This is a genomic window from Archangium sp. (assembly GCF_057119385.1).
Map to the genome: position 1 here is coordinate 71468 of NZ_DBNGVP010000043.1, position 25616 is coordinate 97083.

At 69.2% G+C, this 25616-nt stretch carries 21 protein-coding genes; 5 read left to right on the forward strand and 16 right to left on the reverse strand.

Annotated elements, in window-relative coordinates:
- Positions 1-27: 27 nt before the first annotated feature.
- The gene (locus AC16DP_RS10120) at positions 28-267 is read right to left on the reverse strand and encodes a sulfurtransferase TusA family protein (protein ID WP_329731061.1); all 240 of its coding nucleotides are present in this window, start codon (positions 265-267) and stop codon (positions 28-30) included.
- Positions 268-486: 219 nt separating this feature from the next.
- Here AC16DP_RS10120 and AC16DP_RS10125 point away from each other — a divergent pair, with 219 nt between their 5' ends.
- Positions 487-2466 carry a DsbA family protein gene (locus AC16DP_RS10125; RefSeq protein WP_329731062.1) on the forward strand — a complete coding sequence of 660 codons (1980 nt, stop codon included), beginning with the start codon at positions 487-489 and terminating at the stop codon, positions 2464-2466.
- A gap of 80 nt (positions 2467-2546) precedes the next feature.
- Here the strand turns inward: AC16DP_RS10125 and AC16DP_RS10130 are convergent, their stop codons facing one another.
- Together AC16DP_RS10130 and AC16DP_RS10135 are read right to left on the reverse strand one after the other, a co-directional pair.
- The gene (locus AC16DP_RS10130) at positions 2547-2933 is read right to left on the reverse strand and encodes a RidA family protein (RefSeq protein WP_329731063.1); all 387 of its coding nucleotides are present in this window, start codon (positions 2931-2933) and stop codon (positions 2547-2549) included.
- Positions 2934-3119: 186 nt separating this feature from the next.
- Positions 3120-5348: a RelA/SpoT family protein gene (locus tag AC16DP_RS10135; RefSeq protein WP_329731064.1), complete on the reverse strand. Its 2229-nt coding sequence runs from the start codon at positions 5346-5348 to the stop codon at positions 3120-3122.
- Positions 5349-5467: 119 nt separating this feature from the next.
- Between AC16DP_RS10135 and AC16DP_RS10140 the strand changes: the two genes are divergently transcribed.
- Positions 5468-6553, forward strand: coding sequence for an FHA domain-containing protein (locus tag AC16DP_RS10140; protein ID WP_329731065.1), 1086 nt, complete (start codon positions 5468-5470; stop codon positions 6551-6553).
- A gap of 66 nt (positions 6554-6619) precedes the next feature.
- Here the strand turns inward: AC16DP_RS10140 and AC16DP_RS10145 are convergent, their stop codons facing one another.
- Positions 6620-8359, reverse strand: a complete 1740-nt coding sequence (locus AC16DP_RS10145) for a protein kinase domain-containing protein (RefSeq protein ID WP_483956691.1) — start codon at positions 8357-8359, stop codon at positions 6620-6622.
- A 293-nt stretch (positions 8360-8652) separates the two neighbouring features.
- Here AC16DP_RS10145 and AC16DP_RS10150 point away from each other — a divergent pair, with 293 nt between their 5' ends.
- Positions 8653-9411, forward strand: coding sequence for an FHA domain-containing protein (locus tag AC16DP_RS10150; protein WP_329731066.1), 759 nt, complete (start codon positions 8653-8655; stop codon positions 9409-9411).
- A 64-nt stretch (positions 9412-9475) separates the two neighbouring features.
- Here AC16DP_RS10150 and AC16DP_RS10155 read toward each other — a convergent pair whose 3' ends face one another.
- Complete coding sequence (locus AC16DP_RS10155) at positions 9476-9838, reverse strand: TraR/DksA family transcriptional regulator (RefSeq protein WP_047858457.1); 363 nt, start codon at positions 9836-9838, stop codon at positions 9476-9478.
- 135 nt (positions 9839-9973) lie between these two features.
- Between AC16DP_RS10155 and AC16DP_RS10160 the strand changes: the two genes are divergently transcribed.
- The gene (locus AC16DP_RS10160) at positions 9974-10855 is read left to right on the forward strand and encodes a DNA integrity scanning protein DisA nucleotide-binding domain protein (protein ID WP_329731067.1); all 882 of its coding nucleotides are present in this window, start codon (positions 9974-9976) and stop codon (positions 10853-10855) included.
- Between the two features lie 150 nt (positions 10856-11005).
- Here AC16DP_RS10160 and AC16DP_RS10165 read toward each other — a convergent pair whose 3' ends face one another.
- The 7 genes from AC16DP_RS10165 to dnaK all read right to left on the reverse strand — a co-directional run bounded on the left by AC16DP_RS10165 (position 11006) and on the right by dnaK (position 20715).
- Positions 11006-11437 carry an acyl-CoA thioesterase gene (locus AC16DP_RS10165; protein ID WP_329731068.1) on the reverse strand — a complete coding sequence of 144 codons (432 nt, stop codon included), beginning with the start codon at positions 11435-11437 and terminating at the stop codon, positions 11006-11008.
- Between the two features lie 20 nt (positions 11438-11457).
- A complete protein-coding gene (locus tag AC16DP_RS10170; RefSeq protein WP_329731069.1) occupies positions 11458-12765 on the reverse strand; it encodes a hydroxyacid-oxoacid transhydrogenase in 1308 nt (435 codons plus the stop codon).
- A gap of 16 nt (positions 12766-12781) precedes the next feature.
- Entirely contained in the window at positions 12782-13354 is a 573-nt protein-coding gene (locus tag AC16DP_RS10175) for a PspA/IM30 family protein (protein WP_329731070.1), read from the reverse strand.
- 13 nt (positions 13355-13367) lie between these two features.
- Positions 13368-15671 carry a vWA domain-containing protein gene (locus tag AC16DP_RS10180; RefSeq protein ID WP_329731071.1) on the reverse strand — a complete coding sequence of 768 codons (2304 nt, stop codon included), beginning with the start codon at positions 15669-15671 and terminating at the stop codon, positions 13368-13370.
- A 14-nt stretch (positions 15672-15685) separates the two neighbouring features.
- The gene (locus AC16DP_RS10185; RefSeq protein WP_414640761.1) at positions 15686-18211 is read right to left on the reverse strand and encodes an AAA family ATPase; all 2526 of its coding nucleotides are present in this window, start codon (positions 18209-18211) and stop codon (positions 15686-15688) included.
- A gap of 56 nt (positions 18212-18267) precedes the next feature.
- Positions 18268-18675, reverse strand: a complete 408-nt coding sequence (locus AC16DP_RS10190) for a thiol-disulfide oxidoreductase DCC family protein (protein ID WP_329731073.1) — start codon at positions 18673-18675, stop codon at positions 18268-18270.
- Positions 18676-18795: 120 nt separating this feature from the next.
- Entirely contained in the window at positions 18796-20715 is a 1920-nt protein-coding gene (dnaK, locus tag AC16DP_RS10195) for a molecular chaperone DnaK (RefSeq protein ID WP_329731074.1), read from the reverse strand.
- Positions 20716-21041: 326 nt separating this feature from the next.
- Here dnaK and AC16DP_RS10200 point away from each other — a divergent pair, with 326 nt between their 5' ends.
- Positions 21042-22136, forward strand: coding sequence for a diacylglycerol/lipid kinase family protein (locus AC16DP_RS10200; protein WP_329731075.1), 1095 nt, complete (start codon positions 21042-21044; stop codon positions 22134-22136).
- 97 nt (positions 22137-22233) lie between these two features.
- On the opposite strand, the gene AC16DP_RS10205 is transcribed toward AC16DP_RS10200, so the two are convergent.
- The 4 genes from AC16DP_RS10205 to greB all read right to left on the reverse strand — a co-directional run bounded on the left by AC16DP_RS10205 (position 22234) and on the right by greB (position 25548).
- Positions 22234-22992, reverse strand: coding sequence for an SAM-dependent methyltransferase (locus AC16DP_RS10205; protein WP_329731076.1), 759 nt, complete (start codon positions 22990-22992; stop codon positions 22234-22236).
- A gap of 69 nt (positions 22993-23061) precedes the next feature.
- Entirely contained in the window at positions 23062-23385 is a 324-nt protein-coding gene (locus AC16DP_RS10210) for an HP0495 family protein (protein WP_329731077.1), read from the reverse strand.
- 27 nt (positions 23386-23412) lie between these two features.
- Positions 23413-24735 (reverse strand): PhoH family protein, encoded by a 1323-nt coding sequence (locus tag AC16DP_RS10215; protein ID WP_043398497.1) that lies wholly within the window; start codon positions 24733-24735, stop codon positions 23413-23415.
- A gap of 270 nt (positions 24736-25005) precedes the next feature.
- Complete coding sequence (greB, locus tag AC16DP_RS10220; protein ID WP_329731078.1) at positions 25006-25548, reverse strand: transcription elongation factor GreB; 543 nt, start codon at positions 25546-25548, stop codon at positions 25006-25008.
- Between the last annotated feature and the right edge of the window lie 68 nt (positions 25549-25616).

The window sequence follows — 25616 nt, forward strand, 5'->3', positions numbered from 1 at the left end:
AGCGTACCGATGGTGCCCCGCTCGCTCTCACGCCCCTCCGTCCGCCTTGCGGACCCAGGCCACCCAGGCCGCCCCGCGCCTCTCCAGGCCGAGCAGGGCGTGGCCGGTGGCCTCGCACCACGCGGGCAGATCGGACTGCACCCCGGGGTCGGTCGCCACCAACTCCACCAGCGTCCCCGGGGCGAGCCGGCGAACGGCCTTGGCGATCTCCAGGATGGGAACGGGGCAGAAGGTCCCCGAGGCGTCCACGCGCACGTCTGGCTGCATGGGCCCAGTGTAGGCCTGGAGCGTGGGAGTGGCTGGAGGAATTTTCGCCGAAAACCCTTGTGTTTCCGGGGCCCTGGGTGGCGTCTTCACCCAGTCCGCGCACGCCTGCCCGCCTTGCGTGCTCGGAACGGGCTCTGTTATCTACCCGCGCCCTGCTGACTTGATAAAGCCCGGGATCGTAGTCGGACCTGACGACGTACTTAGGAGCAGAACAGACTCATGAAACCCAATGTGATCGTGGCCCTGCTGGTGGGCCTGGTGCTGGGATTCGCTGGCGGCCGCGCCATCAATGGCGGCACCACGTCTTCCCCCGCTGCCAACAAGCCCACGGCGGCCGCTGCCGCCAACGCGCCTCGCCCGAACAATGCCCGGCAGGTGGACCCCACCGTCTTCAAGGTGCCCATCGACGGCTCGCCCACCAAGGGCAGCGCGGACGCGCTCGTCACGCTCGTCGAGTTCTCCGACTACCAGTGCCCCTTCTGCTCCCGCGCCGACGCGACGGTGAAGCAGCTCCAGAAGGACTACGGCAGCAAGCTGCGCGTGGTCATGAAGCAGAACCCCCTCTCCTTCCACCCGCGCGCCAAGCCCGCCGCGCTGGCCGCCATGGCCGCCGGTGAGCAGGGCAAGTACTGGGAGTACCACGAGAAGCTCTTCGCCAACGCGAAGGCGCTCGAGGACGTGAACCTCGAGAAGTACGCCGAGGAGCTCGGCCTGAACATCGCCCGCTGGAAGGCGGACATGGCCAAGCCGGAGTTCACCGCCATCATCGACCGGGACCAGGCCCTCGCCGGCAAGCTCGGCGCCAACGGCACCCCGGCCTTCTTCATCAACGGCCGCTTCCTCTCCGGCGCCCAGCCCATCGACAACTTCAAGGCGCTGATCGACGAGGAACTCGGCAAGGCCGAGGCCCTGACGCGCTCGGGCACCCCCGCCAGCCAGGTGTACGCCGCCATCATCGCCAAGGGTGTGGAGTCCGCGCCCAGCAAGGCCCCGCAGGAGCAGCAGGCTCCGGCCCAGGCCTACCGCAAGGTGGAGTTCCCCGCCGACGCCCCCTCCTTCGGCCCCAAGGACGCCAAGGTCACCATCGTCGAGTGGTCCGACTTCGAGTGCCCCTTCTGCAGCCGCGTCGGCCCGACGCTCAAGCAGATCAAGGAGACGTACCCCAAGGACGTGCGCGTGGTGTTCCGCCACCAGCCGCTGTCCTTCCACCCGAACGCCAAGGGCGCCGCCGAGGCCTCCATGGCCGCCCATGAGCAGGGCAAGTTCTGGGAGTACCACGACAAGCTGTTCTCCAATCAGAAGGCCCTGGATCGCGCCAACCTCGAGAAGTACGCCCAGGAGCTGGGGCTGAACATGGCCCAGTTCAAGAGCGCGCTCGACACCGGCAAGTTCCGCGCGAAGGTGGAGGCGGACGCCGCCGCCGGCGCCGCGGTGGGCGCCAATGGCACCCCGACGTTCTTCGTCAACGGCCGTGAGTTCGTGGGCGCCCAGCCCTTCGAGAGCTTCAAGCGCATCATCGAGGACGAGAAGGCCCGCGCCGACAAGCTGCTGGCCGCTGGCACCAGGTCCGCGGACCTGTACGCCAAGCTGATCGAGGAGGGCGTGAAGTCCAACGGCTCCGCTCCCCAGGCGCAGGCCCCGGCCGAGCCGCCCGTGCAGAACATCGAGGTCGGCAACGCCCCGTCGCGTGGCGCCAAGAACGCCCCGATCACCATTGTGGCCTTCTCCGACTTCGAGTGCCCCTTCTGCGGCCGCGTGCTGCCCACGCTCAAGCAGATCGAGGACGAGTACAAGGGCAAGGTCCGCGTGGCCTTCAAGAACCAGCCGCTGCCCTTCCACGCCAACGCCAAGCCGGCCGCCGCCGCCGCGCTGGCCGCCAACGAGCAGGGCAAGTTCTGGGAGTACCACGACAAGCTGTTCCAGAATCAGCGCGCCCTGGATCGCGCCTCGCTCGAGAAGTACGCGCAGGAGCTGGGCCTGAACATGAACCAGTTCAAGGCCGCGCTGGACTCGGGCAAGTTCGACGCCCAGGTCACCGCGGACATGAACGAGGCCACCCGCGTGGGCGTCAACGGCACCCCCACCTTCTTCATCAACGGCCGCTCGGTCGTCGGCGCGCAGCCCTTCGAGGCCTTCAAGCGCGTCATCGACGAGGAGCTGTCGAAGAAGAAGGGCACCGTCGCGGCGGACCAGAAGTAATCCCCGCGTCCCGTGAATGAAAAAGGCCGTCGGACCAATCGGGTCCGGCGGCCTTTCTCTTTGCGGGGCGGGGCGCTCCCTCAGGACACGGCGATGGCGTCGATCTCCACCTTGGAGCCGCGGGGCAGCGCGGCCACCTGCACGGTGGCGCGGGCCGGGGGCGCCCCGGTGAAGTAGCGGCCGTAGACCTCGTTCACCTTGGCGAAGTCACCCAGGTCCGTGAGGAAGATGGTGCAGCGCACCACGTGCGAGAAGTCCAGGCCCGCGGCCTTCAGCACCGCCTCCAGGTTCTTCATCACCTGCTCGGACTGGTCGACGACGTCCCCCTCCACCATCTGCATCGTCTTGGGGTTCAGGGGGATCTGCCCGGACAGGAAGGTCATCTTCCCGGAGTCCACCTGCACCGCCTGCGAATAGGGGCCAATCGCCTTGGGCGCGTCGTCGGAGTGCACAATCTTGCGAGCCATGAGTTCACCTCGGAGACGAGGCGGCCGGGAGCGGCCGCGCGTCCGCGGCGGCTCTAGCATCTGCACGGCGGGCGGCCAACCCCTCGGACGACTGGGGCGCGGAGTGGAGAACGGTGACGGGCACCCTCACCCCGGCCCTCTCCCGGGGGGAGAGGGAGAGGAGTGACAGCGCCCGTCCTCCGATTCTCAGATGCGCTCGACGGAGTAAACGCCCGGCAGACGCTCGATGGTGCGCATCAGGTCGGTGAGCTGCTTGAGGTCGGAGATGGTGACCTCGAAGGTGTTCACCGCCCGGTCATCCCCCGTGGCCCGGCAGTTGGCCTGGGAGATGTTCACGCCCTTCTTCGAGAAGGTGTTGGAGATGTCCGCCAGCAGGCCCGTCCGGTCCGCCGTCAGCACGCGCAGGGTGACGGGCCGCTTGAAGTCGCCCCGCACGTCCCACGACACGTCCACGCGACGCTCGGGATCCGTGGCCAGCGCCTTGTCGCAGCCCACCGTGTGCACCGTCACGCCCCGGCCCCGGGTGATGAAGCCCGCGATGGGGTCTCCCGGCACCGGGTTGCAGCACCGGCCGAAGCGCACCAGCACGTCGTCCACGCCGCCAATCTGCACCCCGCTGCTGCTCTGCTTCCCCACCAGCTTCTTGGCGAAGTCGGTGACCCTCGACAGCCCCGGCAGCATGCTGGAGCTGCTCGTGCCGCCGCTGCTCGAGCCCTGGGCCTCCGCCGAGCCGGGCTTGCCATCACCGGTGCTGGCCGCCAGCTTCTCCGGCGGCACCACGCGGACAATCACCTGGTTGGGCACCACCTTGCCGTAGCCCAGGGCCACCAGCAGATCGTCCTCCACCCGGAAGCCGAGCTCCTCGCACGTCTTCTTCAACGCGCCGGTCTTCAGCAGCTTGTTGAAGTTGAGCTGGTAGCGCTTGAGCTCCCGCTCCAGCAGCTCGCGCCCCAGCTGCAGGCTCTTCTCGCGCTGCTGCTGCTTGATGAAGGCACGGATGCGCTGCTGGGCCCGGCTCGTCTTGACGAAGGTGAGCCAGTCCTTGGACGGGTGCGCCTGGGGGCTGGTGAGCACCTCCACCGTGTCCCCGTTCTTCAGCTTGTAGCGCAGCGGGACGATCTTCCCGTTCACCTTGGCGCCCACGCACCGGCCACCCACGTCCGAGTGGATGGCGTAGGCGAAGTCCACCGGCGTGGCCCCGCGCGGCAGGCTCTTCACGTCCCCCTTCGGGGTGAAGACGAAGACCTCGTCGGTGAAGAGGTCCACCTTCACCGTCTCGAGGAACTCCTTGGGATCCTTGAGGTCCTGCTGCCACTCCATGAGCTGGCGCAGCCAGGCGAACTTCTCGTCGTCCTTGCTGACGGTGAGGGCCTTGCCCTCCTTGTACGCCCAGTGCGCCGCGATGCCCTCCTCGGCCACCTTGTGCATCTCCGGGGTGCGGATCTGCACCTCGATGCGCTCGCCCAGCGGCCCCACCACCGTCGTGTGCAACGACTGGTACATGTTGGGCTTGGGGATGGCGATGAAGTCCTTGAAGCGGCCCGGCACCGGCTTCCACAGCTGGTGCACCAGGCCCAGCGCCTCGTAGCAGCTGGGCACCGCGGGCATGAGGATGCGGAAGGCGATGATGTCGTGGATCTGCTCGAACTCGATCCCCTGCGACTTCATCTTCTTGTAGATGCTGTAGACGTGCTTGAAGCGGCCGCTCACGTCGCCCTTCAGGCCGCGCTCCTCCAGCTTGCTGCGGATGAGGTCGCTCACGTCCTCGATGTACTTCTCCCGCTCCTTCTTGCGCTTGTTGAGCTTGTCCTGCAGCGCGAGGAAGTCCTGGGGTTTGACGTAGCGGAAGGACAAGTCCTCCAGCTCGGTCTTGATCCAGCTGATGCCCAGGCGGTTGGCCAGCGGCGCGTAGATGTCCAGGGTCTCCTGGGCGATGCGGCGCTGCTTCTCCTCGGCCATGTGATCCAGCGTCCGCATGTTGTGGGTGCGGTCCGCCAGCTTCACGAGGATGACGCGGATGTCCTGCGCCATCGCGATGATCATCTTGCGGAAGTTCTCCGCCTGCTTCTCCTCCTGGGAGAGCGTGGCCGAGGCCGAGAACTTGGACAGCTTGGTCACCCCGTCCACCAGCTGGGCGACCTCTGGGCCGAAGAGCTCGGTGAGCTCCTCGGACGTGGCGAGCGTGTCCTCGATGGTGTCGTGGAGCAGGCCCGTGACAATGGAGGCCTCATCCAGCTTCAGCTCCGCCAGGAGGCCAGCGACCTCGAGCGGGTGGATGAGATAAGGCTCTCCCGACTTGCGTAGTTGGCCCTGATGAACCTTGGCCGAGTAGACGTACGCCTTCTTGATGATGTCCAGATCGGGGTCCGGATGATAGGAGGCAACCCGCTGGAGGATGTCGTTGAGGCGAATCATCGAATCGTCAGCAATGCTAACTGCCGCCCCCAGGGGGGGCAACGTCACAACCTCGGGATTCGCGCGGGACTCGCTTTCGTTGACCCGGCGTTACAGCCACTCCTAGAGTCGATCTGCCCATGTCACAGCTCCTGCTGTCCGCCCTAGCCGTGGTCTGCCCGAACTGTGACGGCTACAACCCCCCTCGCGCCGAGGTCTGCGCGAGCTGCGGCACCTCGCTGAGCGAGGCGCCGGCCACGGCGAAGCCGCCACCTTCGAGGACCCCGCCCGCCTCCTCTCCGGGCAAGCCCGGCGCCAGTACCCCCCGCGTGCCCCCAGGGCTCGGCCGTCCGCCCGAGTCCCCGCCCGGTCTGCGGCCGGCCGCCTCCCGGACCCCGCCCCCCGTGGCCTCGGCCGGGGGGATTCCGCTGGCCTCCCGCGCCGCGCCTGGAGTGGCCGCGCCCCGCTCCCCGGCGGCGCCCCTGCCCTTGACGCGCCCGGCCGCGCCGCCCTCGGCACCTCCCGTGGCCGCGCCCAAGCCGGCCGTGCCCGCCTCGGGAGCCCGTCCCGTTCCCGCCGCCTCGCGCTTCGGGCTGGCCGTGGTCGCCGGTTCCACCCGGGGCCAGCGCTTCAAGCTGCCCGTCACCGGCTGCACCGTGGGCCGGACCCGCGGGGCCATCCTCTTCGCGGACGACGTCTTCGTCTCCGCCCAGCACGCCACCTTCCTCATCAAGGACAACGTGCTGCATGTGCGCGATGAGTCCAGCGCCTCGGGCGTCTATGTCACCATCCCCGGTGCCGAGACGATCCCGCCCATGTCCTTCTTCAGTGCGGGCCAGCGCCTCTTCCGCTTCCTCGGCAAGCTCGAGGCCCCACCGCCCCTCGCCGGGCGCCCTACCGTCTACGGTGCCCCCGTCCCTCCCGGGCAGGGTGTCTATGGCGTCGAGGAGGTCCTGGTGGGTGGGCGCAGCGGCCGTACGGTGGTGACGTCCGCGCCGCTGCTGACCATCGGGCAGGCCAACTGCGACTTCAGCTATCCGCAGGAGGAGGGTCTTGCGGGCCGGCACTGCGAGCTGAGCTTCACGCCCGCGGGGGCCCAGCTGCGAGACCTCTCCGGAGGCCTCGGCACCTATGTGCGGATTGCGCCCTCGATGGAGCGGCCGCTGCGTCCCGGGGATCGGGTGCGCCTGGGCCAGCACATCGTCCAGGTCGAGCTGATGGGCTGAGGACCGGTGGCGCTCCCGCTCCCTCTGGGAGAGGGCGGGGGTGAGGGTCTTCACCCCCGTGTTCCGCTAGCGGCTCCCGGCGGCCGAAGCCAGCTGCGGCTCCTTGCTCAGCAGGGTGGCACGAGCCTGGGAGGCCGGCAGGTCCCGCAGGTGGCGCTTCCACCAGGCGCGCGCCTCGTCGTGCTTGTCGAGCGCCCAGTACACCTCGCCCAGAATCAACGACAGCTCCGGCGACGGAGCGGCGGCGAAGGCGGCCGAGTACTCGGTGGCGGCGGCTTCGAGGTCGCCATTCTTGAAGGCGGCGTACCCGGCCTGCTGCCGCCGCTGAGCCTCCCGGGGGTTGCGCTTGTCGCTCGGGATGTCCTGCTCGTGGAGCGGCGCGCCCGGGGCGGGCACCAGGGCTCCGGACTCCTGGCCCGGGATGGGGGCGTTCTTCGGCGGAACGAAGGGCTGCTCCTGGGCCTGGTTGCGCCAGTTCGTGTACAGCCACCAGCCCACCAGGCCGAGCGTCACCAGCGCCAGGGTGAGCACGAAGGCCTTGAGGAAGCCGAAGTTGCCACCCGCGTCGGGGATGGTGGCGACGATGGCCTCCGTCTTGTCGTGCATGATCGCCGTGTCAGGCGTCTGCGAGCGCTCCACGAGCGAACGCTCGGTGGTGGCGCGCTCGAGCGGAGAGCGCTCCGGGGGGAAGCGATCGGTCGCGGAACGCACGGAGGCGAGGGGCGCGGGGTGGGGCCGCTCGCGCTCTGGAGCGGGCCGGCTCGGAGGGGCGAGCTGCGTACGCTCCGCCGAGGCCCGGGCCAGGGCGGCACCGGGCGGCATGCGCTCGGACATGGGCTGCATGCGCTCGGGCATGGCGCGCACGGTGGCATCGGACTCGCCGCCCCAACCCGGAGCGGTGACATCCGTGCTCACACCCGAGGGAGGCGGCGTGGCCCTGCGCGGCAGCGGCGCGAGCACGCCCTGGGCGGGACCCCCGCGGCGGACGGGCGGCGCGGCAGTGGCGCGGCGCTCGCGCTCCTTCTCCACGGCGAGCAGCTCGGCCTTGAAGGCCTCGGCGTCCTGCGGCCGGTCATCCGGGCTCTTGGAGAGGGCCCGCATGATGAGCCGCTCCATGGCCGGCGACACGCGGATGTCCGAGCGCTTGCGCGACGGCGGGAGGGGCTCCTCGGTGAGGTGCTTGGTGGCGTAGCCCACGGCCGAGTCGGACTCGAAGGGGAGCCGGCCGGTGAGGAGCTGGTAGAGGATGACGCCCACGGCGTACAGGTCCGAGCGGTGATCCAACGTGGCGCCGCGGGCCTGCTCGGGGGACATGTACTCGGGGGTGCCGCAGACGAAGCCGGTGCGCGTGAGGGCGGGCCCCTCCCCTTCGGCGTCCTGGATCTTCGCGATGCCGAAGTCGAGCACCTTCACGAAGTCCGGCTCGTTGCGGCGCTGCTCCACCATGATGTTCTCGGGCTTCAAGTCCCGGTGGATGACGCCGGCGTTGTGCGCGTCGTAGAGGGCGGAGAGCACCTGGCTGACGATGCGGACGATGCGCTGCTCGGGGAGCGGACCGTCCTTGCTGAGCACGGTGTGCAGGTCCTGCCCCGGGACGAACTCCATCGCGATGAAGAGCGCGCCGTCCTCGGCGATGCCGAAGTCGAGGATGCTGATGGAGTTGGCGTGGTTGAGGCGGCTGGCGGCCTTGGCCTCGCGCTTGAAGCGGGCGACGGTGCGGTCATCACCCAGGAGCGTGTGGCGCAGCACCTTGAGCACCACGAGCTTGTCCAGGGCCACCTGGCGGGCGCGGTACACCTTGCCCATGCCGCCCTCACCGATGAGGGCTTCCACCTGGTACTTCTGGGCGATGGTACGGCCGGTGTACTCGTCCGGCTCCCCACTGGAGAGGGGGGCGTCGCAGGAGGGGCAATACTTGGAGACGTCACCGGCGTCGGCGCCGCAGCTGGGGCAATGCAAGTGGGGCTTCCCGGAATGCGGAGGAATCGGGTGTGGGGGCCCCGAACTTCCCACGAGCGTCGGGTCGCCCGCAAGGTGGACGGGCGATGTTCAACGCCCGAGCAACCCCCGGCGGGGCTTGATATGTACCTCAGCCCGCCATGGCCTCCTTCTGCCCCCGTTGCGACGCCGAGAACCCCGATAACGCCTCCACCTGCCATGCCTGTGGCTCGCCCATGCGCTCCGGCACCATGGTGATGGCCGCGCCGAAGCTGGCGGCCAGGCCCCAGGTGGCCCTCCGGGTGGTGCGGGCGGACGGCGGCCCCGAGTCGGTGGTGCGGATGACGGGGGACACCCTCACCTGCGGCCCCCAGGGGGACCTGGCGCTGACGGATGATCCCTTCATCATGCCCGAGCAGGCGCGCTTCTTCTTCTCGGGAGGGCGGCTGGCGGTGGAGGACGTGGGAGGCGCCAACGGCGTGTTCGTGCGCCTGCGCCAGGAGCGCGAGCTACCGGTGGGCGGAGAGCTGCGCCTGGGGCGGCAGCGGCTGGTGCTCGAGCCCATTCCGGCCGCGGCGGTGGGCCCGGGCGGCGCGCACATCTGGGGCTCGGCGGATCCAGGCTACCGGCTGCGGCTGGTGCAGATCCTGGAGGGGGGGCTGCGCGGGGCGGCCTTCCCGCTCAAGGAAGGCGACAACCAGCTGGGGCGCGAGCAGGGGGAGATCACCTTTCCCACGGACGGCTTCGTCTCGGGGCGTCACGCGCTGCTGAGTGTGAAGCAGGACCGCCTGCGAGTGCGGGACGTGGGTTCGTCCAACGGCACGTTCATCCGGCTGACGGGTCCGGTGTTCGTGGACAACGGGGACCACTTCCTCATCGGCCGCCAGCTGCTCCGGGTGGAGATCCAACTGGCGGCCTGACGAGCGGCAGGAGCGCTTTCACGCGGGCCCGTGCGTGGGGGAGCGCCCCTGCCCTGCCACGGCCTCAGCCGTAGGACTTCTCCTTCTTCTCCTGCTCCTCCTTGCAGCGGATGCAGAGCGTGGTGACGGGCCGCGCCTCCAGCCGCTTGGGGGAGATCTCCTCCTCGCACCGCTCGCAGATGCCGAAGGTGCCCTCCTCGATGCGAGTCAGGGCCCGATCGATCTTCTGCATCAGGAACTTCTCGCGGTCGCGCAGGCGGAAAGCCATCGACTGGGCATACTCGGAAGAGGCCTGGTCGATCTCGTCGGGGAGATCATCGGTATCGAAGCTGGCTTCCTCCACCAGCGTCTTCTTGGCGCTCTCCAGCAGGCTCGTCTTGCTGTCCTCGAGCATCTTCTTGTAACGCTTGAGATCTTTCTGGTTCACAGCCTTAGGCTCCCGTGCGGCGGGGAAATGGGCCCGACACCCCGTAAAAAAGGGCCGGAAAGCTTTATTCACGTGCGGTCTGGTGTCAAGGAGACCCGGACCACCTCATGAAAACAGGCGGCGAGGTCGTACCCAATGAGCGATGCCTCGAAATTCGACCGGGAGTTCTTGCGAGCCGCACTCTCGCTCGCTGGGAAGGGGGACGTGGACCACTTCCTCTACATCAGCGACGTGCCCATCGCGCCCGAGGACCTGCGCCGGCAGCTCGCGAAGCGCAAGCTCGTCTACGCGGTGACGTCTCCGCGGATCGCCGAGGAGTTGTTGGCAAGCAAACAGAAGGCGCTGGTGATTCCGGCCTATGACTACTCCCGCACCGAGCGGGTGAAGGTAGCGCTCGTGTCGGCGCTCTCCCAGGGAGCCTTCAAGGAGGGGGACCTGGTGCTGTGCATGACGGGCAAGCTGGGGCGCGCCCCGGACACGCTGATGCAGATGCGCATTGGCGGCTCGCTGGACGACCGGCTGACGATCGAGGGCGTGAAGCTGGGGGACGAGTTCAACTCGCAGGTGGTGGATGCGCTCATCCAGCTGGCGTTGCAGGTGGGCCAGGAGGGCTTCGAGGGCCATCCCATCGGGACGATCATCACGATCGGGGACCACACGAGCGTGATGGAGAAGAGCCGGCAGATGACGATCAACCCGTTCCAGGGTCTGTCGGAGGCCGAGCGCAACGTGTTGGATCCGAAGATCCGCGAGGCGATCAAGAACTTCTCGGTGCTGGACGGGTCGTTCGTGATCCGGGAGGACGGGGTGGTGCTGGCGGCGGGGCGCTACCTGTCGGCGTCGGACGAGATGGTGAAGATTCCCCTGGGCCTGGGAGCGAGACACGCGGCGGCGGCGAGTATCACGTCGACGACGAAGTGCATCGCGCTGGTGGTGAGCCAGACGTCGGGAGCGGTGAGACTCTTCAAGGGCGGCAACATCGTGCTGGAGCTGCACCAGACGGCACGGCGCACGTAGCCCCCTGCCCCACTCCGCGCACCATCCACGCGCCATCCACGCGCCATCCGCGCGCCATCCACGCGCCATCCCCTCTCCCCCCGGGAGAGGGACGGGGTGAGGGTATCCGGCCCTCGGGTTGTGCCCCACCGAGTCCCCGCGGATCCGCGCTCAGCCCACGGAGATCCGCGCGAGTGCCTCGCGCATGCGCTCGGGCATGGGCACGGCCTTTCGGGACTGACGGTCCACGAACACGTGCACGAAGTACCCGTGGGCGGCGGCCTGCTCCTCGCCCTCCTTGAAGATGCCGATGCCGTAGGTCACGGAGCGATTCCCGAGCTTGTCCACGCGCAGACCCGCGCGCAGGCGGTCGGGATACGCGAGCGGAGCCTTGTAGGTGCACCGGGACTCCACGACGAGTCCGATGATGGGGCTGCTGACGATGTCCAGGCCGCCTTCGTGGATGAGGAAGTGGTTCGCGACGGTGTCGAAGTAGCTGTAGTACGTGACGTTGTTGATGTGCCCGTAGGCGTCGTTGTCCATCCAGCGGGTGGTGATGGGCAGGAAGTAGCGGTAGCGGTCGGAGGTCTCGACGTCGGACATGGCAGTGGTCCCTGCTTCGGTTACCAGTAACGCAGCGCCTGGCGGAACAGCTCGGAGAGGACGGGCTTCGTCATCTCGCGAGGAGCGTTCTGCAGCAGGCGCTGCTGCGGATGGGCCCCTTCCGTGAGGGCGGCCAGGTCCGCGTCGGTGTAGCCGACCCCTCCGAGGCCATTGGGAATCCCCACGGCGCGCATGATCTGGATGAGCTTGCCCGCGAGCACCTCGCCGGCATCACCGGGCGCTGCACCGCGCACGTCCGCGCCCAGGAACTGAGCGGCCTCCAGGTGGCGCTCGGGGCTGACCTCGGCGGTGTAGCGGAACACGGCCGGGGCATTGACGATGACGGCCATGCCATGCGGCACCAGGGGCTCGCCGTCCGGGTAGCCCGAGGGCCGGAAGTCGCGCACCAGTCCGGCCACGGCGTAGGCCATGCCGTGCGGCGCGTGCACCCCGGCGTTCCCGAAGGCGATACCGGCCAGCGTGGAGGCCCACATCAACTGCTCGCGGGCCTCGTGGTCCCGCGCATCCTTCACCCCGCGCTCGAGGTACAGGCCCATCAGGCGCAGCGCCTCGCGGCAGCCGAGATCGCTCCACGGATTCGCCCCCTGACTCATGGGCCGCAGGCTCGGCCGGGGCGGCGCGGGACGGCGCACGTACGGCCGCGCGGTATAGGACTCGAGCGCATGCGACAGCACGTCCAGCCCGCTGGCGGCGACCACCTCGCTCGGCAGGGTCGCGGTGCAGTCCGGGTCGACGAGCGCCTCGGTGGGCCGCAGCGCGGGCGAGGCGATGCCAGTCTTCGCCCCCATGGAGAGCAGATCGAAGATGGTGATGCCGGTGACCTCGCTGCCCGTGCCCGAGGTGGTGGGACAGGCGATGTGCGGCTTGAGCGGGCCGGGAACCGGGCGCCCATCCCCCACGGGCGCGTTGACGTAGGCCAGGAAGTCGGCCGGATACGTGGCGTAGAGGTTGGCCGCCTTGCACGTGTCGATGACCGAGCCGCCGCCCAGGGAGATGTAGCCATCCGGCCGGGACTCCGAGGCGAACCGCGCCGCCTCCAGGAACGAGCGGTCCGTGGGCTCGACGTGCACGTCCGTATAGACGGCGACATCCAGGCCGGCGGCGAGCAGGGACTGGCGCACCTTCTCGAAGTGCGGCAGCCGGGCCACCCGCTCGTCCGAGAACAGCAGCACGCGCTTCATGCCGAGCGCCCGGGCCCGGTCGCCCACCTCGGCCAGGCAGCCACGGCCGAAGGTGATGCGTGAGGTGTCCACGGTGAAGGCGCTGTCACAGCCCTCGCCGACGGGGTGGTAGTGGCAGCAACCCATCACGTCCCTCCTGGGATCAACCCGGCTTCACGGCCTCGCCACGCTCCTCGCGGTAGATGTCCGCGAGCGCATGGGCCCGCTCCACCTCGTCCCGCGCGGCATCCACCGCGAGCACCTTCTCGAAACGCTCCACCTGCGCCTGCAGGGCCGTGGAGACGAGCCCGCCCACCGCGAGCCGGGCCGAAGCACTCTCGCGCTCGATGCGCAGCTCGGCCACCCGGTTGCCGAGATCCGCGGCGGCCTCCAGCAGCAGCTTGCCATCCGACTCGGCGCGCGCGAGCGACTCGCGCGTGGTGCTCAGCAGGGACTCGGCCTGCACGCGGTCGCGCTCGAGCGTCGCGGAGATCTTCCCATCCCCCTGCTCGTCGGCCTGGGCCTTCCGCTTCGCGAACTCCTCCAGCCGCTTGACGTAGCGCGCCTCCGAGCGGGCGAGATCGCCCCGGAGCGCCAGCAGCGTGGCGGCGGACTTGCGGATCTCGGCGCCCTGACGCTCCAGGTCCTCGATCAGCTGATCGAAGGCCGCGAGCGGATCCGTGGGCCGCTCGGGCTTCTTGGGCGTCTTCTTCTTGCGCAACCAGTCGAAGAGCATGACTGGCGGCAGCCTACTCGAACGGGCGGCAGAGGAGGCGGACACGTGCGAGGCGCTCGTGCACCTCTGAACCTCCCGTGGCGAGCGCGGCGAGGTAGCGGGCCGGAGGAATCTGGTACACCCCGAGCAGGTGCTGCAGGAGGAAGAGGCCCTCGGTGGGACGGCGCTCGGCGGGAGCGAGCGCGGCGGCCTCCACGATGGCGTCGAGAATATCAGCCACGCGGGCGAGCACCTCGGGGCCGGGGCTCTCCGCCCCCTTCTGCCCGGAGAGCCGCTCGAGTTCCGGGAAGAGCGCGTCGAACGAGGCCTCGGTGGCCACGGGAGCGGCCGGGAGCGTGCGGCCGGCGGCGAGCGCCTCCAGTGCCTGGAGGTGGGGCGCGAGCGCCTCGATGGCCTCCGGGGTGACGGGCACGTCGCGCGGCAGCAGGGTGCGCCAGGGGCTGTCGAACTCGGTGCGCGCCCACTGGATCTCCTGGTCGGAGAGGTGGTGGTAGAAGGCGCGGCCGCCCCGGGCCCGCTGCTCCATCACGAGCGACTTGAGGTCCGGGTTCTCCTCGCCGAGCGAGATGAAGCTGAGCGAGATGTCCAGCGCGTCCATGGGCGCGCGGGTGCGGCGGATGAGCTCCATGTCCACGCGGTCCTCGCCGTCGGTGATGAGCACCACGGTGGCGCGGGCGAGGTACGGATCCCTCCCCTGCGCGGAACGGATGGACTCGAAGGCGGACATGAGCGCGAGGGAGATGTCCGTCTGTCCCTCGGCGGGCGAGTCGCGGAAGAGCTTCTCGATCTGCCGGGTGGCCTCGCGGGCGGTGTCCACGCGGGCCAGCTCGGTGGGGATGTCGTTGAAGAAGGAGAAGTAGAGCGGATCGAAGGGCTCGCCCTTGCGCGCCTTCACGCGGAGGTTGTTGAGTTCGGCGATGATGATGGCGTCGCGGAAGCGGGCCCGGGCGCCGTGCATGGAGCCCGAGGCGTCACACACGTACACGCGCACGGCGGTGCGCTTCATCTTCTTGGGCCGGGGAGGCGGCTCGTCCTCCAGGTAGGCGCGCACCCTCTGGCTGTGGCCGGCCAGGTCGTACAGCACCATGCGCGGATCCGAGATGACGAAGTCGTGCACCTCGTGCAGGCCACCCGTGCGCTCGAACGTCATGTTCTGGGTGGGGTACGGCACCCGCCGGGGCACGGGGCGCACCTTGCGGGTGTTCATCTCGACGATCTCCTCGGTGAGCGCGTCCTCCACGTCGAAGTAGCGGCCACAGCCCGCCGCCAGCTCGAAGGCGGAGAGCTGCTCGGGCTGCAGCGAGAAGGCCAGGTCCGCGAGCAGATCATCCGCGGTGGAGGCCTTGGGCGGCTCGCGCAGGCCGTTGGGGCCCTCGTGCGCGGGGGGCTTCTCGCCGAACCAGCGCGTCAGGTCATCGCGCTCGGAGGACTCCAACATGGCCCGCAGGGGCTGCCCACGGGGCATCAGCGGCTCGAGCGCCGCGCGAGCCGCCTCCGCCAGTGGGGCGTCATTCGCCTCCAGCGCGCGCTCGTAGAGGCCCCGGAGCGAGCGCCACGCCATCTGGGGCTCCCTGCTCGCGGTGCGCCTCACCTCCCGCACCAGCTCATCCAGGGAGCGCGCCGCCGGCTGCTCACGGACCCGATCGCGTGCCTGGGACACCTCGCTGCGCAGGGCCACGCCCCGGTCGCGATCGTGCTCCATGCCGATGCGCAGGAGGATCTCATGCGCCATGTCCAGATCGCGCCGCTTCTGGACGAGATCGTCCACGTTGGCGCGCGCCCGCTGCGCGAGGAACTCGGCCACGGCCATGCGGGCCGTGCTCGGCGCCACGCGGTCGTTCCACGAGGGACCGGGCCGCGCGAAGATCTCGAAGCGGGCCTCCTCCTGGGACGGAGGCGTGGGGGACATGAAGAGATCCGCCACGCGCAGCACGCGCGTGAGCCGGACGAAGCCCCGCTCCAGCGCCGTGCGCGCCCCCGGAGGCGTCCGGCCCACCCGGAGCATCTTCTCCACCGCGTCGAGCGTCCGCTCGAACTCCTCCAGGGCCTCCTGGGAGCGGGTCTTCAGGCCCGTGGCCAGGTCCCCCACCCTGCCCTTGCGCACACCCAGCTCGAGCAGCAGCCGCGCGTCCGCGAGCGTGTGCACCCCCACCCGCTCCATCGCCCTGTCGAGCGCCGTCAGCGTGGGCAGGGACAGGTCCACCTCGGCCGGGGCGGTGAGCCCGAGCCACCAACCCCGCAAGCCCTCGGCCTGGAACGGCGCTCCCTGGAGCGCGTCCAACCGGAGCCGCAGGCGTGAGAGCCGCGAGGCGAGCACGCGTCAGCACCTCCTCACAGCGAGGCCCGCGTCTCCAGCAGTTCCTTGCTGAAGCGGGTGAAGTCTTCGTCGATGCCGCGCAGCACGTTCTCCAGCTTGCGCGCGCTCTCGCCCAGCTCGCCGGGGATGGAGACCAGCACGCCGAGCACCCCCTTGATGCGTACCAGCTCGCCCTCCTTGAGCGCGAGCAGCGGGAAGCGGCTCTTCACCAGGCGATCGAAGATCGAATCCGCCAGGGGACGGCGCTGGAGGGTCTTGGGGGGCGGCAGCTCGGTGAGGAGCTGGGTGAGCCAGCTGCGCAGGAACTTGAGGCGCGTCTGCACGAAGGCCAGCTCCACCCGGGCCACCGCCGCGTGGATCTCGTTGGAGAGGAAGGACGTGGCGGAGGGAGGCCGCGCGAAGGCGAGCTGCCCGTCCAACCCGAGCAGCGCGGCGAGCTCCCCATCCTTGATCTGCGTGGAGAAGTCGCCCCGGTAGAAGTTGTAGGCCTCGCCGCTGATGGCGGCATGGGGGGCCGGCGGAGGGCTCGCCACCTCGCGGCCGATGTTCCGCACGTACTCGCGCAGACGCGCCTCGAGGATCTCCTTGCACTCGGCGAACACGGGCTCGGGGGCCAGGCCCTCGCGCCGGAGGTTCTCCGCCACCGTCTGCACCGTGCGAGAGAACTGGTCGATGCGCTCGAAGGGCGTGGTGGTCAGCACGTCCTTCGCGTAGGCCGAGCCGAGCGGCTGCAGCAGCTCCTGCTTGAGGCCGCGCTGGGCGGGGTCCAGCTTGCACAGGGCCTGTTCGAGCTGGGACAGCTGGCGCGAGTCCGCCGCGAGCGCATCGAGCGGATCCCTCCGGCCGCGCGTCGCCGGGTAGGCACTCGTCGCGCGCTGGCGCAGGGCGGTCACGGCCCGGCGGCGTGCCTCGGCCTCCGCGGTCCGCAGCCGTGCCACCAGGCTCGAGCTGCCCTCGGCGAGCAGCGCCAGGAGCTCGCCCACCCGGCCCAGCTCGTCGGAGAGGTTGTCCGTGAACGAACCGAGTGTATCCAGCCGCACCGCCTCGTCGAAGGCGAGGCTCTCGGCGTTGAGCGCCACCAGCTCGAGCGCCTGCAGGAGGAAGCGGGACACCGCGTCGCTCAGCGCGGGCAGCCGCTGGCGCAGCTCCGGCACCTGGCGGCACAGCTCCACCGTCTCCGAGAGCGCGGTGAACACGGCCGTGCCCGCCCGGGCCTCGGGGCCCTCGATGGGACCGCGCGCCATGCGCTGCTCCACCACCGAGAGCAGTCCCCGCGCGGCGCCCAGCAGGGCCACCCGGTTGTCCGGGTGCCGCGGTCCCGGGACGAGCTTGGCGCGCAGGCGCTGCGCCGTGGTGGTGACGACGCCGGGCTGGAAGTTGCGCGCGACCGCCTCCACCGCCTTGAGCTCGTCGGCCGCCCCGAGCGAGGCCGCCTCGCGCTCCACGCCCGTGCCCAGCTCCGCCTTCACCTTGGCCAGCGCGGCGTCGAAGGCCTTCTGCTCGATGCGGACGATCTCCAGCTGCGCGCGCTCGCGCGGATCCACCGCCACCTTCAGGAGCGCCTCGACCTCCTCCGCCGGGGGCCCGCCGAGCAGGAAGAACCAGCGCAGGGCGTCCAGGTCCTCCACGGTGGCCTCGAGCGGCCGGTCCGGGCGGCGGTAGAGCTGATCCCTCACCACCACGGCCTTGAGGGCCCACAGCGCCTTCACCACCGAGCGCTGGGAGAAGTACTTGGTGGGCACGTAGTCCGGCAGCTTGGACACCTGGGCCATGAGCGCGCGCTCCAGCTCATCGGCGAGCATCTCGATGGCCTCGAGCAGGTGGCTGCCCACCGTCACCTGTTCCACCGCGGCCTGGAGCACATCCAACTGCTGCAGGGTGAGCGAGGCGCGCAGGTCCGGCCGGATACCATGGGCGAAGCGATGCAGCATGGCCGCGCGGCTGGGGCGCCGGGCGAAGGACTTGGGCACGAACGAGATGAAGCTGAGCCGGTCCGCGAAGGCCAGCAGCAGCTCCGGCGAGCGCGCCAGCACCTCCGAGAGGTAGCGGTTGCTCGTCATGATGGCGCATTCGATCCGCCCGCTCGTCACCCGGCGCCCGTGCTTGAGCTCGCGCTCGTGCAGGACGTTGAGGATGGAGCGCAGGAGCATGTCGCGCCCGTCGAACACCTCGTCGAGGAAGGCGTGGGTGGCCCCCAGCATGCCGTCCTCGGTGATGAACTCGGTGCGGCCCGTCTCGGTGAGCACCTTGAAGTCCACCGGACCGATGAGGTCCGTCTGCACCGTGGACTCGGCGATCTGCTTGGCGAAGAGCGAGGGCTGCCCCGTCTTCTCGTCGAGGATGCGGCCGAGCACCGCCGAGGCGATGGCGCTCTTCGCCGTTCCTGGCGGCCCGACGACGAGCACGTGCTCCCGGCACAGCAGCGCCAACTCGATCTGGGTGAAGAGCGTCTCACGCTCGAGGTAGGCCTCGCGCAGCTCCTGGAAGAAGTGGCGGAAGGCCTGCGCGGCCTGGGGAGAGACGGGCGTGGGCGGGTGGATCACGGGAGGCGCATCGTAGTCCCCCCTACCTGCTCATTTGAAGGGCTCGGCGACCCCTACTTGAAGTGAACCGCGCACGCTCCGTCCGGGCAGGCCCGCCCCGCGATGCGGAAGCGGTAGCGCGCGACGAGCCCGTACACCCAGTCCGCGAGCTGCCTCAGCCCCGGCACGTAGTACACGAAGAGCAGCTTGCCAGCCGGCCTGCGCCCCAGCGCCTGCACCACGGCCTCGGCCCCCTCGAAGATCCGCCCGTCCGCCTGGATGAGCTGAATGCCCTGCTCGCACCGCTCCAGCGCGATGCCGGGATACGCCGCCAGGACGCCCTCCTCCCGGAACGAGCGCAGCTGCGTGCCGTGGCCTCCCAACAACCGCTGGAACTGCTTCGCGGCCGCGATGCACAGGCGGCAGTGCCCGTCGTACAGGATGACGTCATGCCCCGGGGGCGTCGTCGTCAGCGCCTTCATGGGTCTCCTCATATCGTTGGAGTCGGGTGGGCGCGAATGAAACAGAAGGGCCGGATACTCCCTGTGGGGAGCACCGGCCCTTCCTCGGGGTTCAACCCCAGGGGCTCGCCAGAGGCGGCCTTACGACTGGCGGAACTCGGCGTCCACCACGTCGTCCTTCGGCTTGGCCGAGCTGCCCGGCGCCGAGCCCGTCGCACCCGCGTCGGCTCCCGGCGGCGGAGCGCCAGCACCCGGCGCCCCACCCGTGGCCTTGTACATCTCCTCGGCCACCTTGTAGCTGGCCTGCTGCAGCCGATCCAACGCGGACTTGATGGCGTCCTTGTCCTGGCCCTCGCGCACCTCGTTGACCGCCTTCACCGCCGCCTCGAGCGTCGACACCGCGTCCGGAGACAGCTTGTCGCGGTTCTCCTTGATCATCTTCTCCGCGGCGTACGCCTGGGCCTCGGCCTGGTTCTTCACCTCCACCAGCTCGCGGCGGGCCTTGTCCGCGGCCTCGTTCTCCTTGGCCGCGTTGACCATCTTCTCCACCTCGTCCTTCGCCAGACCGGACGAGTGGCTGATGGTGACCTTCTGCTCCTTGCCCGTCGCCTTGTCCTTGGCACTGACGTTCAGGATGCCGTTGGCGTCGATGTCCAGCGTCACCTCGATCTGCGGCACGCCGCGCGGCGCCGCCGGAATCCCCGTCAGGTGGAAGCGGCCGAGGCTCCGGTTGTCACCGGCCATCTCGCGCTCGCCCTGCAGGATGTGGATCTCCACCTGCGTCTGGCCATCCGCCGCCGTGGAGAACGTCTCCGACTTGCGCGTGGGGATGGTGGTGTTGCGCTCGATGAGCTTGGTCATCACGCCGCCCAGCGTCTCCACGCCCAGCGACAGCGGGGTGACGTCCAGCAGCAGGATGTCCTTCACCTCGCCCGCGAGCACGCCGGCCTGCACCGCCGCGCCCACCGCCACCACCTCGTCCGGGTTCACCGAGCGGTTCGGCTCCTTGCCGAACAGCCGCTTCACCGCCTCCTGCACCTTCGGGATGCGCGTGGAACCACCCACCAGCACGACCTCGTTGAGGTCCTTGAGGTCCACGCCCGAGTCCTTCAGGCACTTGCGGCACGGCTCCAGCGAGCGCTCCACCAGGGTGTCGATCATCGCCTCGAACTTGGCCCGCGTCAGGCGCACGTTGAGGTGCTTGGGACCGGTGGCGTCCGCCGTGAGGAACGGCAGGTTGATCTCCGTCTCCATCGTGCTGGAGAGCTCGATCTTCGCCTTCTCCGCCGCCTCCTTCAGGCGCTGCAGCACCATCTTGTCCTTGGAGACGTCGATGCCGTTGTCGCGCTTGAACTCGGCGATCAGCCAGTCCATCAGCGTGTGGTCGATGTTGTCGCCGCCCAGGTGCGTGTCACCGTTGGTGGCGAGCACCTCGACCACGTTCTCGCCCACCTCCAGGATGGAGATGTCGAACGTGCCGCCGCCGAAGTCGTAGACGGCGATCTTCTCGTCCTTCTTCTTGTCCAGGCCGTACGCGAGCGCCGCCGCCGTCGGCTCGTTCACGATGCGCCGCACGGTGAGGCCGGCGATCTCACCGGCGTCCTTGGTGGCCTGGCGCTGGGCGTCGTTGAAGTACGCCGGGACGGTGATGACCGCCTCCGTCACCTTCTCGCCCAGGTAGTTCTCCGCCGCGCGCTTGAGCTTGAGCAGCACCTGCGCGGAGATCTCCGGCGCGCTGTACTGCTTGCCGTCGATCTCCACGCGCGCGTCGCCGTGCGGGCCGCGCACCACCTTGTAGGGGACGAGCTTCGCCTCCTCGGTGGTCTCCTCGTACCGCCGGCCCATGAAGCGCTTGATGGAGTAGATCGTGCGCTCCGGGTTGGTGATGGCCTGCCGCTTGGCCACCTGTCCCACCAGCCGCTCCCCATCCTTCGCGAACGCGACGACCGAGGGCGTGGTGCGGGCGCCTTCCTCATTGGTGAGAACCTTGGGCTCGCGACCCTCCATGATCGCCACCACGCTGTTGGTGGTGCCCAGGTCGATGCCGATAATCTTGCCCACGGTGTGTAACCTCCCGAAATAACTGCGGAAAAGACCGCAAAAACGTCGAGTGCTTCCGATGTGTGACCAACGTAACCACCCACCTGGGGGTGTCAAACCGCGTCAAGATGCGTCACCTGCTCGCCACCGGCCCGCCACGGTGCGTAACGCGCTCTCCACCTCCGCCACCCGCGCGTAGCAACCGGCCAGGCATTCGATCAGTAGCCAACGCGCCAACCCCCCGAAACCATTGAGTCCAGGTGGGGTTGACACCTCGCGTCAGCCATTGGCTGAGAATGTGCACTGAGGCAGCCCGACGCCCCAACCCCCCCTCTGGAGGCAGCCTCATGCTGGTACAGCCACTTCGGTCCGTGGATCCGCGCCAGAATCCGTCCGTCGCCGGAGCCCCCGAGCACAAGGTCGCGGTGCTGCTCAACGCCAACGCCCGCCGGGTGGACGCACAACTGGTGAAGTCCCTCTCACACGTGGTGCCGGAGCAGGATCTCTTCCTGTCGCGCTCGGAGCTCGACTGCCGGCGGATCGTGCAGACGGTGCTCGAGCGCAACTACCCCCTGGTGTTCACGGGTGGCGGTGACGGGACGTTCCAGGGCTTCGTGAGCGAGGTGTTCCGTCAGTTGGAGCCGCGGGGCCGTTTCGCCGGCAAGCGCGCGCCGCGCTTCGGCGTGCTGAAGCTGGGCACGGGCAACGGCCTGGCCACGTACGTGAACGCCGGCAACGGCGCGGACGGCATCCTGCAGGACGTGGTGCGTGCGCGCGCGGGCGAGATCCCCGGCCACCGGCGGATGGATCTGCTGATGGTGGATGGCATGCGCACGGCCTTCGCGGGCATGGGCGTGGATGGGAAGCTGCTCAACGACTACCTGTGGGTGAAGGACAACCTGGGCCGCGGCGGGCTGCTCAAGAAGATGCTGACGGGCCCGGGCGGCTACTTCTCGGCGGTGGCGCTGAAGACGGTGCCGCACTACCTGTCCAACCCGACGTGGGTGGAGTGCGAGATCATCAACGGCCAGGCCGGTGAGGCGTACCGGGTGGGGCCGCAGGGCAACCCGGTGGGCGCGCCCATCGCCCCGGGGCAGCGCATCTTCCAGGGCAAGCTGATGATGGCGGCGGCGGCGACGATGCCCTTCTACGGGTACGGCTTCCGGATGTTCCCGTTCGCGGGCGAGCGCCGGGGGATGATGCACCTGCGCCTGGGCCAGTTGCACGCCACGAGCGTGCTGGCGAACCTGCCGAAGCTGTGGGCGGGCCGCTGGTTCCCCGAGGGCATCCACGACTTCTACGCCCAGGACGTGCACATCCGCTTCGCCCGGCCCATGCCCTTCCACGTGGGTGGAGACGCGGCGGGTTACCGCGACGACGTGAAGCTGAGCGTGGCGCCCGAGGCGGTGGAGCTGCTGGACTTCCACGGCGCGGTGCACTGAGCGAGGTGCACTGAAGGCGGCGCACTGAGCGCCCTGCCCTCCCGCCGTCCTCCCTCTCCCTCTGGGAGAGGGTCGGGGTGAGGGTCTGCCGCCCTGTCTACCCGCGATCGCGAGCGGCCGGAGGCTTCTCACCCGGCTCGCGGCGGCGGCCCACGGCGAACGCGTAGCTCGAGGTCGCCTTGCCGCTCTCCCGGTGCAGGGCGATCTCCTCCCGCAGCCAGGTGGCCTGCTCGGCCGAGGCCTTGGCGAGGTGGGGCTCCAGATCCTTGTAGAGGGCGTCCAGCTCGGCGTCCTGGAGGGACTCGACGGACTCGGGCTCGAAGCCGGACAGGGCCAGGTGCTGGAGCAGCTCGCGGGGCAGCAGGAGCGGTGCTCCCAGGCGGCGCTCCCAGAAGTCGAGCACGGCGCGGGGCGTCACCCGGCCCACGCGGACCGGATAGGTGAGGCCCAGCCGGCCATTGTGGGCCAGCAGGGGCCGGAAGGTGCCCACCGCATCCGCCAGCGCCAGGAAGATCCGGCCCTGACAGAGGACGGCGTCGAACTCGCCCTCCCGGAAGGCGGGCTTGCGCGGATCCACGCGCCGCACCTCGACCCGGCCGTCCAGCCCGAGCGAGCGCACACGGTCCCGCATGTGGATGAGGGACGTCTCGTCCGCGTCCGCGGCCACCACCGAGCAGCCGAACTCCTGGGCGAGCACCACGCTGGCCAAGCCGGAAGGGCCACAGCCGAGCTCAAGCACACGGCCGCCCTCTTCCAATTGCGCCACCTTCGCGAAGCGACGGGTCGCGATCTCGGAGCTGAAGGGGCGCCGAGCGTCACCAGGGAAGTAGAGCGGGAAGGGCTCAGCCGGGCTCATGAGGAGCCTCTTCTACACCGGTGGCCCGCAATCGCCAATTCCCCCCGCGCACCCGGGCGGGGGCCGCCCTCACAGGTAGTAGACGACCCGCTGCTCCTGCCGCAGCCGGGCATAGATGGAGCGGCGGTGCTCCTCGGACAGCAGGTACACCGACACGCTCACCGACACGTAGGTGCCCTTGCTGCTGGGCTGCTCCCGGATGGAGTCCGGGGAGATCTCCGTGCCCATGAGCGTGCGGAACAGCTCGCGCACATACCCGGCGAACCCGCCCGGCTCCTGCCGCCCCATGACCTTGAAGGTATAGACGGTGGGGTACTCGATGAGCGGCTTCTTCTCCTCGCCGTCACCCGCCGTGCCCTGGGTGGCACCATCTCCCGTACCTTCTGCCTTCATGACTGCTTCCTCGTGCGGCGCAGGGGGCTAGAGGAGGTTGGCCGCGAGCTCGGCCAGGGCGCTGCGCTCGCCCTTGGCCATGGTGATGTGGCCCGCGATCTTCTCATTCTTGAACCGGTTGACCACGTGAACGAGTCCGTTGTTGGTCGCGTCCACGTAGGGGTTGTCTATCTGGAACGGGTCCCCGGTGAGAATGATTTTCGTGTTGTCGCCCACGCGGGTGATGATCGTCTTCACCTCGTGGGGGGTGAGGTTCTGCGCCTCGTCGATGATGATGTACTGGTTGGGGATGGAGCGCCCGCGGATGTAGGTGAGCGCCTCGATCTCCATCAGCCCCAGATCGATCAGCTCGTGGTAGCCCCGGCCCGCCTTCTTGTCGGCGCGGCTCAGGTTCATCAGGAACTCCACGTTGTCGAAGATGGGCTGCATCCAGGGGTTCATCTTCTCTTCCAGGCTGCCCGGCAGGTAGCCGATGTCCCGGCCGAGCGGGAACACGGGCCGGCTGACCAGCAGCTTCTGGTACACGCCCTCCTCCGTCACCTTGTGGAGCCCCGCGGCGATCGCCAGCAGCGTCTTGCCCGTGCCCGCCTTGCCCACGATGGTGACGAGCTTGATCTCGTCGTTCATCACGAGATCCAGCGCGAAGCTCTGCTCCATGTTGCGCGGGCGGATGCCCCAGACGCCCTCGGACTTCATGCCGCGCAGCAGCGGCACCACCCGCCCCCGGGACGCGTTGAAGCGGCCCATGGCCGTGTGCGACGGGTTCGTCTCGTCCTTGAGCAGGATGAACTGGTGCGGCGAGAGCGACTCCTGCCCGGAGATCTCCACCTCGGCGCCGGGCTTGTACATCTGATCCACCATCTCGCGGGGGACCAGGCGCTCGGTGAAGCCCGTGTAGAGCTCGGTGATCTCCACCCGCTCGGCGTCGTAGTCCTCGGCGATGAGGCCCAGCGCGTCCGCGCGGATGCGCAGGTTGGTGTCCTTGGTGATGAAGACGGCCGGCGACTGCGGCTCGCGCTCCATCAAGTCGATGGCCACCGAGAGGATGCGGTTGTCCATCAGGTTGCTGTCCGCCATGGAGAGCGGCAGATCCCTGTCGGTGAAGCACACGCGCAGCACGCCCCCGTGCGGCAGGCGCACCCCGTCCTTGAGCGAGCCCTCCTCCCGGAAGGAGTCCAGGTAGCGCGCCACCAGACGCGCATTGCGCCCCAGCTCGGAGAGATCGCGCTTGAACTGATCGATCTCCTCGATCACGTAGATGGGGATGATGACGTTGTGTTCCTTGAAGCTGTAGATGGAGCGGGGGTCGTGGAGAAGGACGTTGGTGTCGAGGATGAAGTTCTTTCGCATCGTGTGGAGCGCGACCTCGTAGTGGGTGCGACCGCTGGAACCGACCGTGCGACGGGACTCCGACTGACGGACCGCTTCTGCGCCTGACTGCCAACCGAATATTAGGCCGGGCCTCCCACGCGGGAAGCGGCCCAGCACCGTTTGGGGCCTACCTCGGGTGTAACGCACACGCTAACAAGGTGGTTCCCACCACGCTCATGGATCCCCGGATCACTGGACGCCCGCCCCTCCTGCTGTTCCACGGGTCCAGATGTCCTCGGGCCAACACCCCTACAGGTAGCGGATCTGCACGATGGTGTATTCGATTTCCCCACGCGGGCGGATCACCTCGACGGTGTCGCCGACCTTCTTGCGCAGCAGGGCCCTGGCGATGGGGGACTCCACGCTGATGCGGCCCCCGGCGGTGTCGATCTCGTCCGAGCCGACGATCTGATAGGTCACCCGGGCCTCGTCCTCGTCCTCGAGCGTCACGGTGGCGCCGAAGTAGACGCGGCGGGTGTCCGGCTGCTCGGACGGGGTGACGATGGTGGCGGTGTCCAGGCGCTTCTGGAGGAAGCGGATGCGCCGGTCGATCTCCCGCAGGCGCTTCTTGCCGTAGATGTACTCGGCGTTCTCGGAGCGGTCGCCCTGGGCGGCGGCGGCGGACACCTCGGCGGTGACCTTGGGCCGCTCCTCGTTGAGCAGACGCAGCAGCTCCTTGTGCATGCGCTCGGCCCCAGAGCGGGTGAGGTAGCGCCGGTGGACCCCACCCTCCAGTTGCAGCGCGTCGTTCTCCTCGGGGGCTTCCTCGGAATTCCGGACGTCTCGGGACATGGCCTCTGTATAGCGCCTCCCGAGAGCGGCGGAAGGAAGCGCGGGGGCGGGCCGTTGAAGGGTGGCTG

Excerpts from the sequence above, each read along its gene's own strand:
- AC16DP_RS10200 (WP_329731075.1), top strand. The coding sequence starts at position 21,042 with ATGCTGGTACAGCCACTTCGGTCCGTGGATCCGCGCCAGAATCCGTCC.
- AC16DP_RS10140 (WP_329731065.1), top strand. The coding sequence starts at position 5,468 with ATGTCACAGCTCCTGCTGTCCGCCCTAGCCGTGGTCTGCCCGAACTGT.
- AC16DP_RS10165 (WP_329731068.1), bottom strand. The coding sequence starts at position 11,437 with ATGTCCGACGTCGAGACCTCCGACCGCTACCGCTACTTCCTGCCCATC.
- AC16DP_RS10190 (WP_329731073.1), bottom strand. The coding sequence starts at position 18,675 with ATGAAGGCGCTGACGACGACGCCCCCGGGGCATGACGTCATCCTGTAC.
- AC16DP_RS10175 (WP_329731070.1), bottom strand. The coding sequence starts at position 13,354 with ATGCTCTTCGACTGGTTGCGCAAGAAGAAGACGCCCAAGAAGCCCGAG.
- AC16DP_RS10160 (WP_329731067.1), top strand. The coding sequence starts at position 9,974 with ATGAGCGATGCCTCGAAATTCGACCGGGAGTTCTTGCGAGCCGCACTC.
- AC16DP_RS10150 (WP_329731066.1), top strand. The coding sequence starts at position 8,653 with ATGGCCTCCTTCTGCCCCCGTTGCGACGCCGAGAACCCCGATAACGCC.
- AC16DP_RS10215 (WP_043398497.1), bottom strand. The coding sequence starts at position 24,735 with ATGCGAAAGAACTTCATCCTCGACACCAACGTCCTTCTCCACGACCCC.
- greB (WP_329731078.1), bottom strand. The coding sequence starts at position 25,548 with ATGTCCCGAGACGTCCGGAATTCCGAGGAAGCCCCCGAGGAGAACGAC.
- AC16DP_RS10210 (WP_329731077.1), bottom strand. The coding sequence starts at position 23,385 with ATGAAGGCAGAAGGTACGGGAGATGGTGCCACCCAGGGCACGGCGGGT.
- AC16DP_RS10135 (WP_329731064.1), bottom strand. The coding sequence starts at position 5,348 with ATGATTCGCCTCAACGACATCCTCCAGCGGGTTGCCTCCTATCATCCG.
- AC16DP_RS10170 (WP_329731069.1), bottom strand. The coding sequence starts at position 12,765 with ATGGGTTGCTGCCACTACCACCCCGTCGGCGAGGGCTGTGACAGCGCC.
- AC16DP_RS10205 (WP_329731076.1), bottom strand. The coding sequence starts at position 22,992 with ATGAGCCCGGCTGAGCCCTTCCCGCTCTACTTCCCTGGTGACGCTCGG.
- AC16DP_RS10145 (WP_483956691.1), bottom strand. The coding sequence starts at position 8,359 with ATGGGCAAGGTGTACCGCGCCCGCCAGGTGGCCCTGGACAAGCTCGTG.
- AC16DP_RS10120 (WP_329731061.1), bottom strand. The coding sequence starts at position 267 with ATGCAGCCAGACGTGCGCGTGGACGCCTCGGGGACCTTCTGCCCCGTT.
- AC16DP_RS10130 (WP_329731063.1), bottom strand. The coding sequence starts at position 2,933 with ATGGCTCGCAAGATTGTGCACTCCGACGACGCGCCCAAGGCGATTGGC.
- AC16DP_RS10125 (WP_329731062.1), top strand. The coding sequence starts at position 487 with ATGAAACCCAATGTGATCGTGGCCCTGCTGGTGGGCCTGGTGCTGGGA.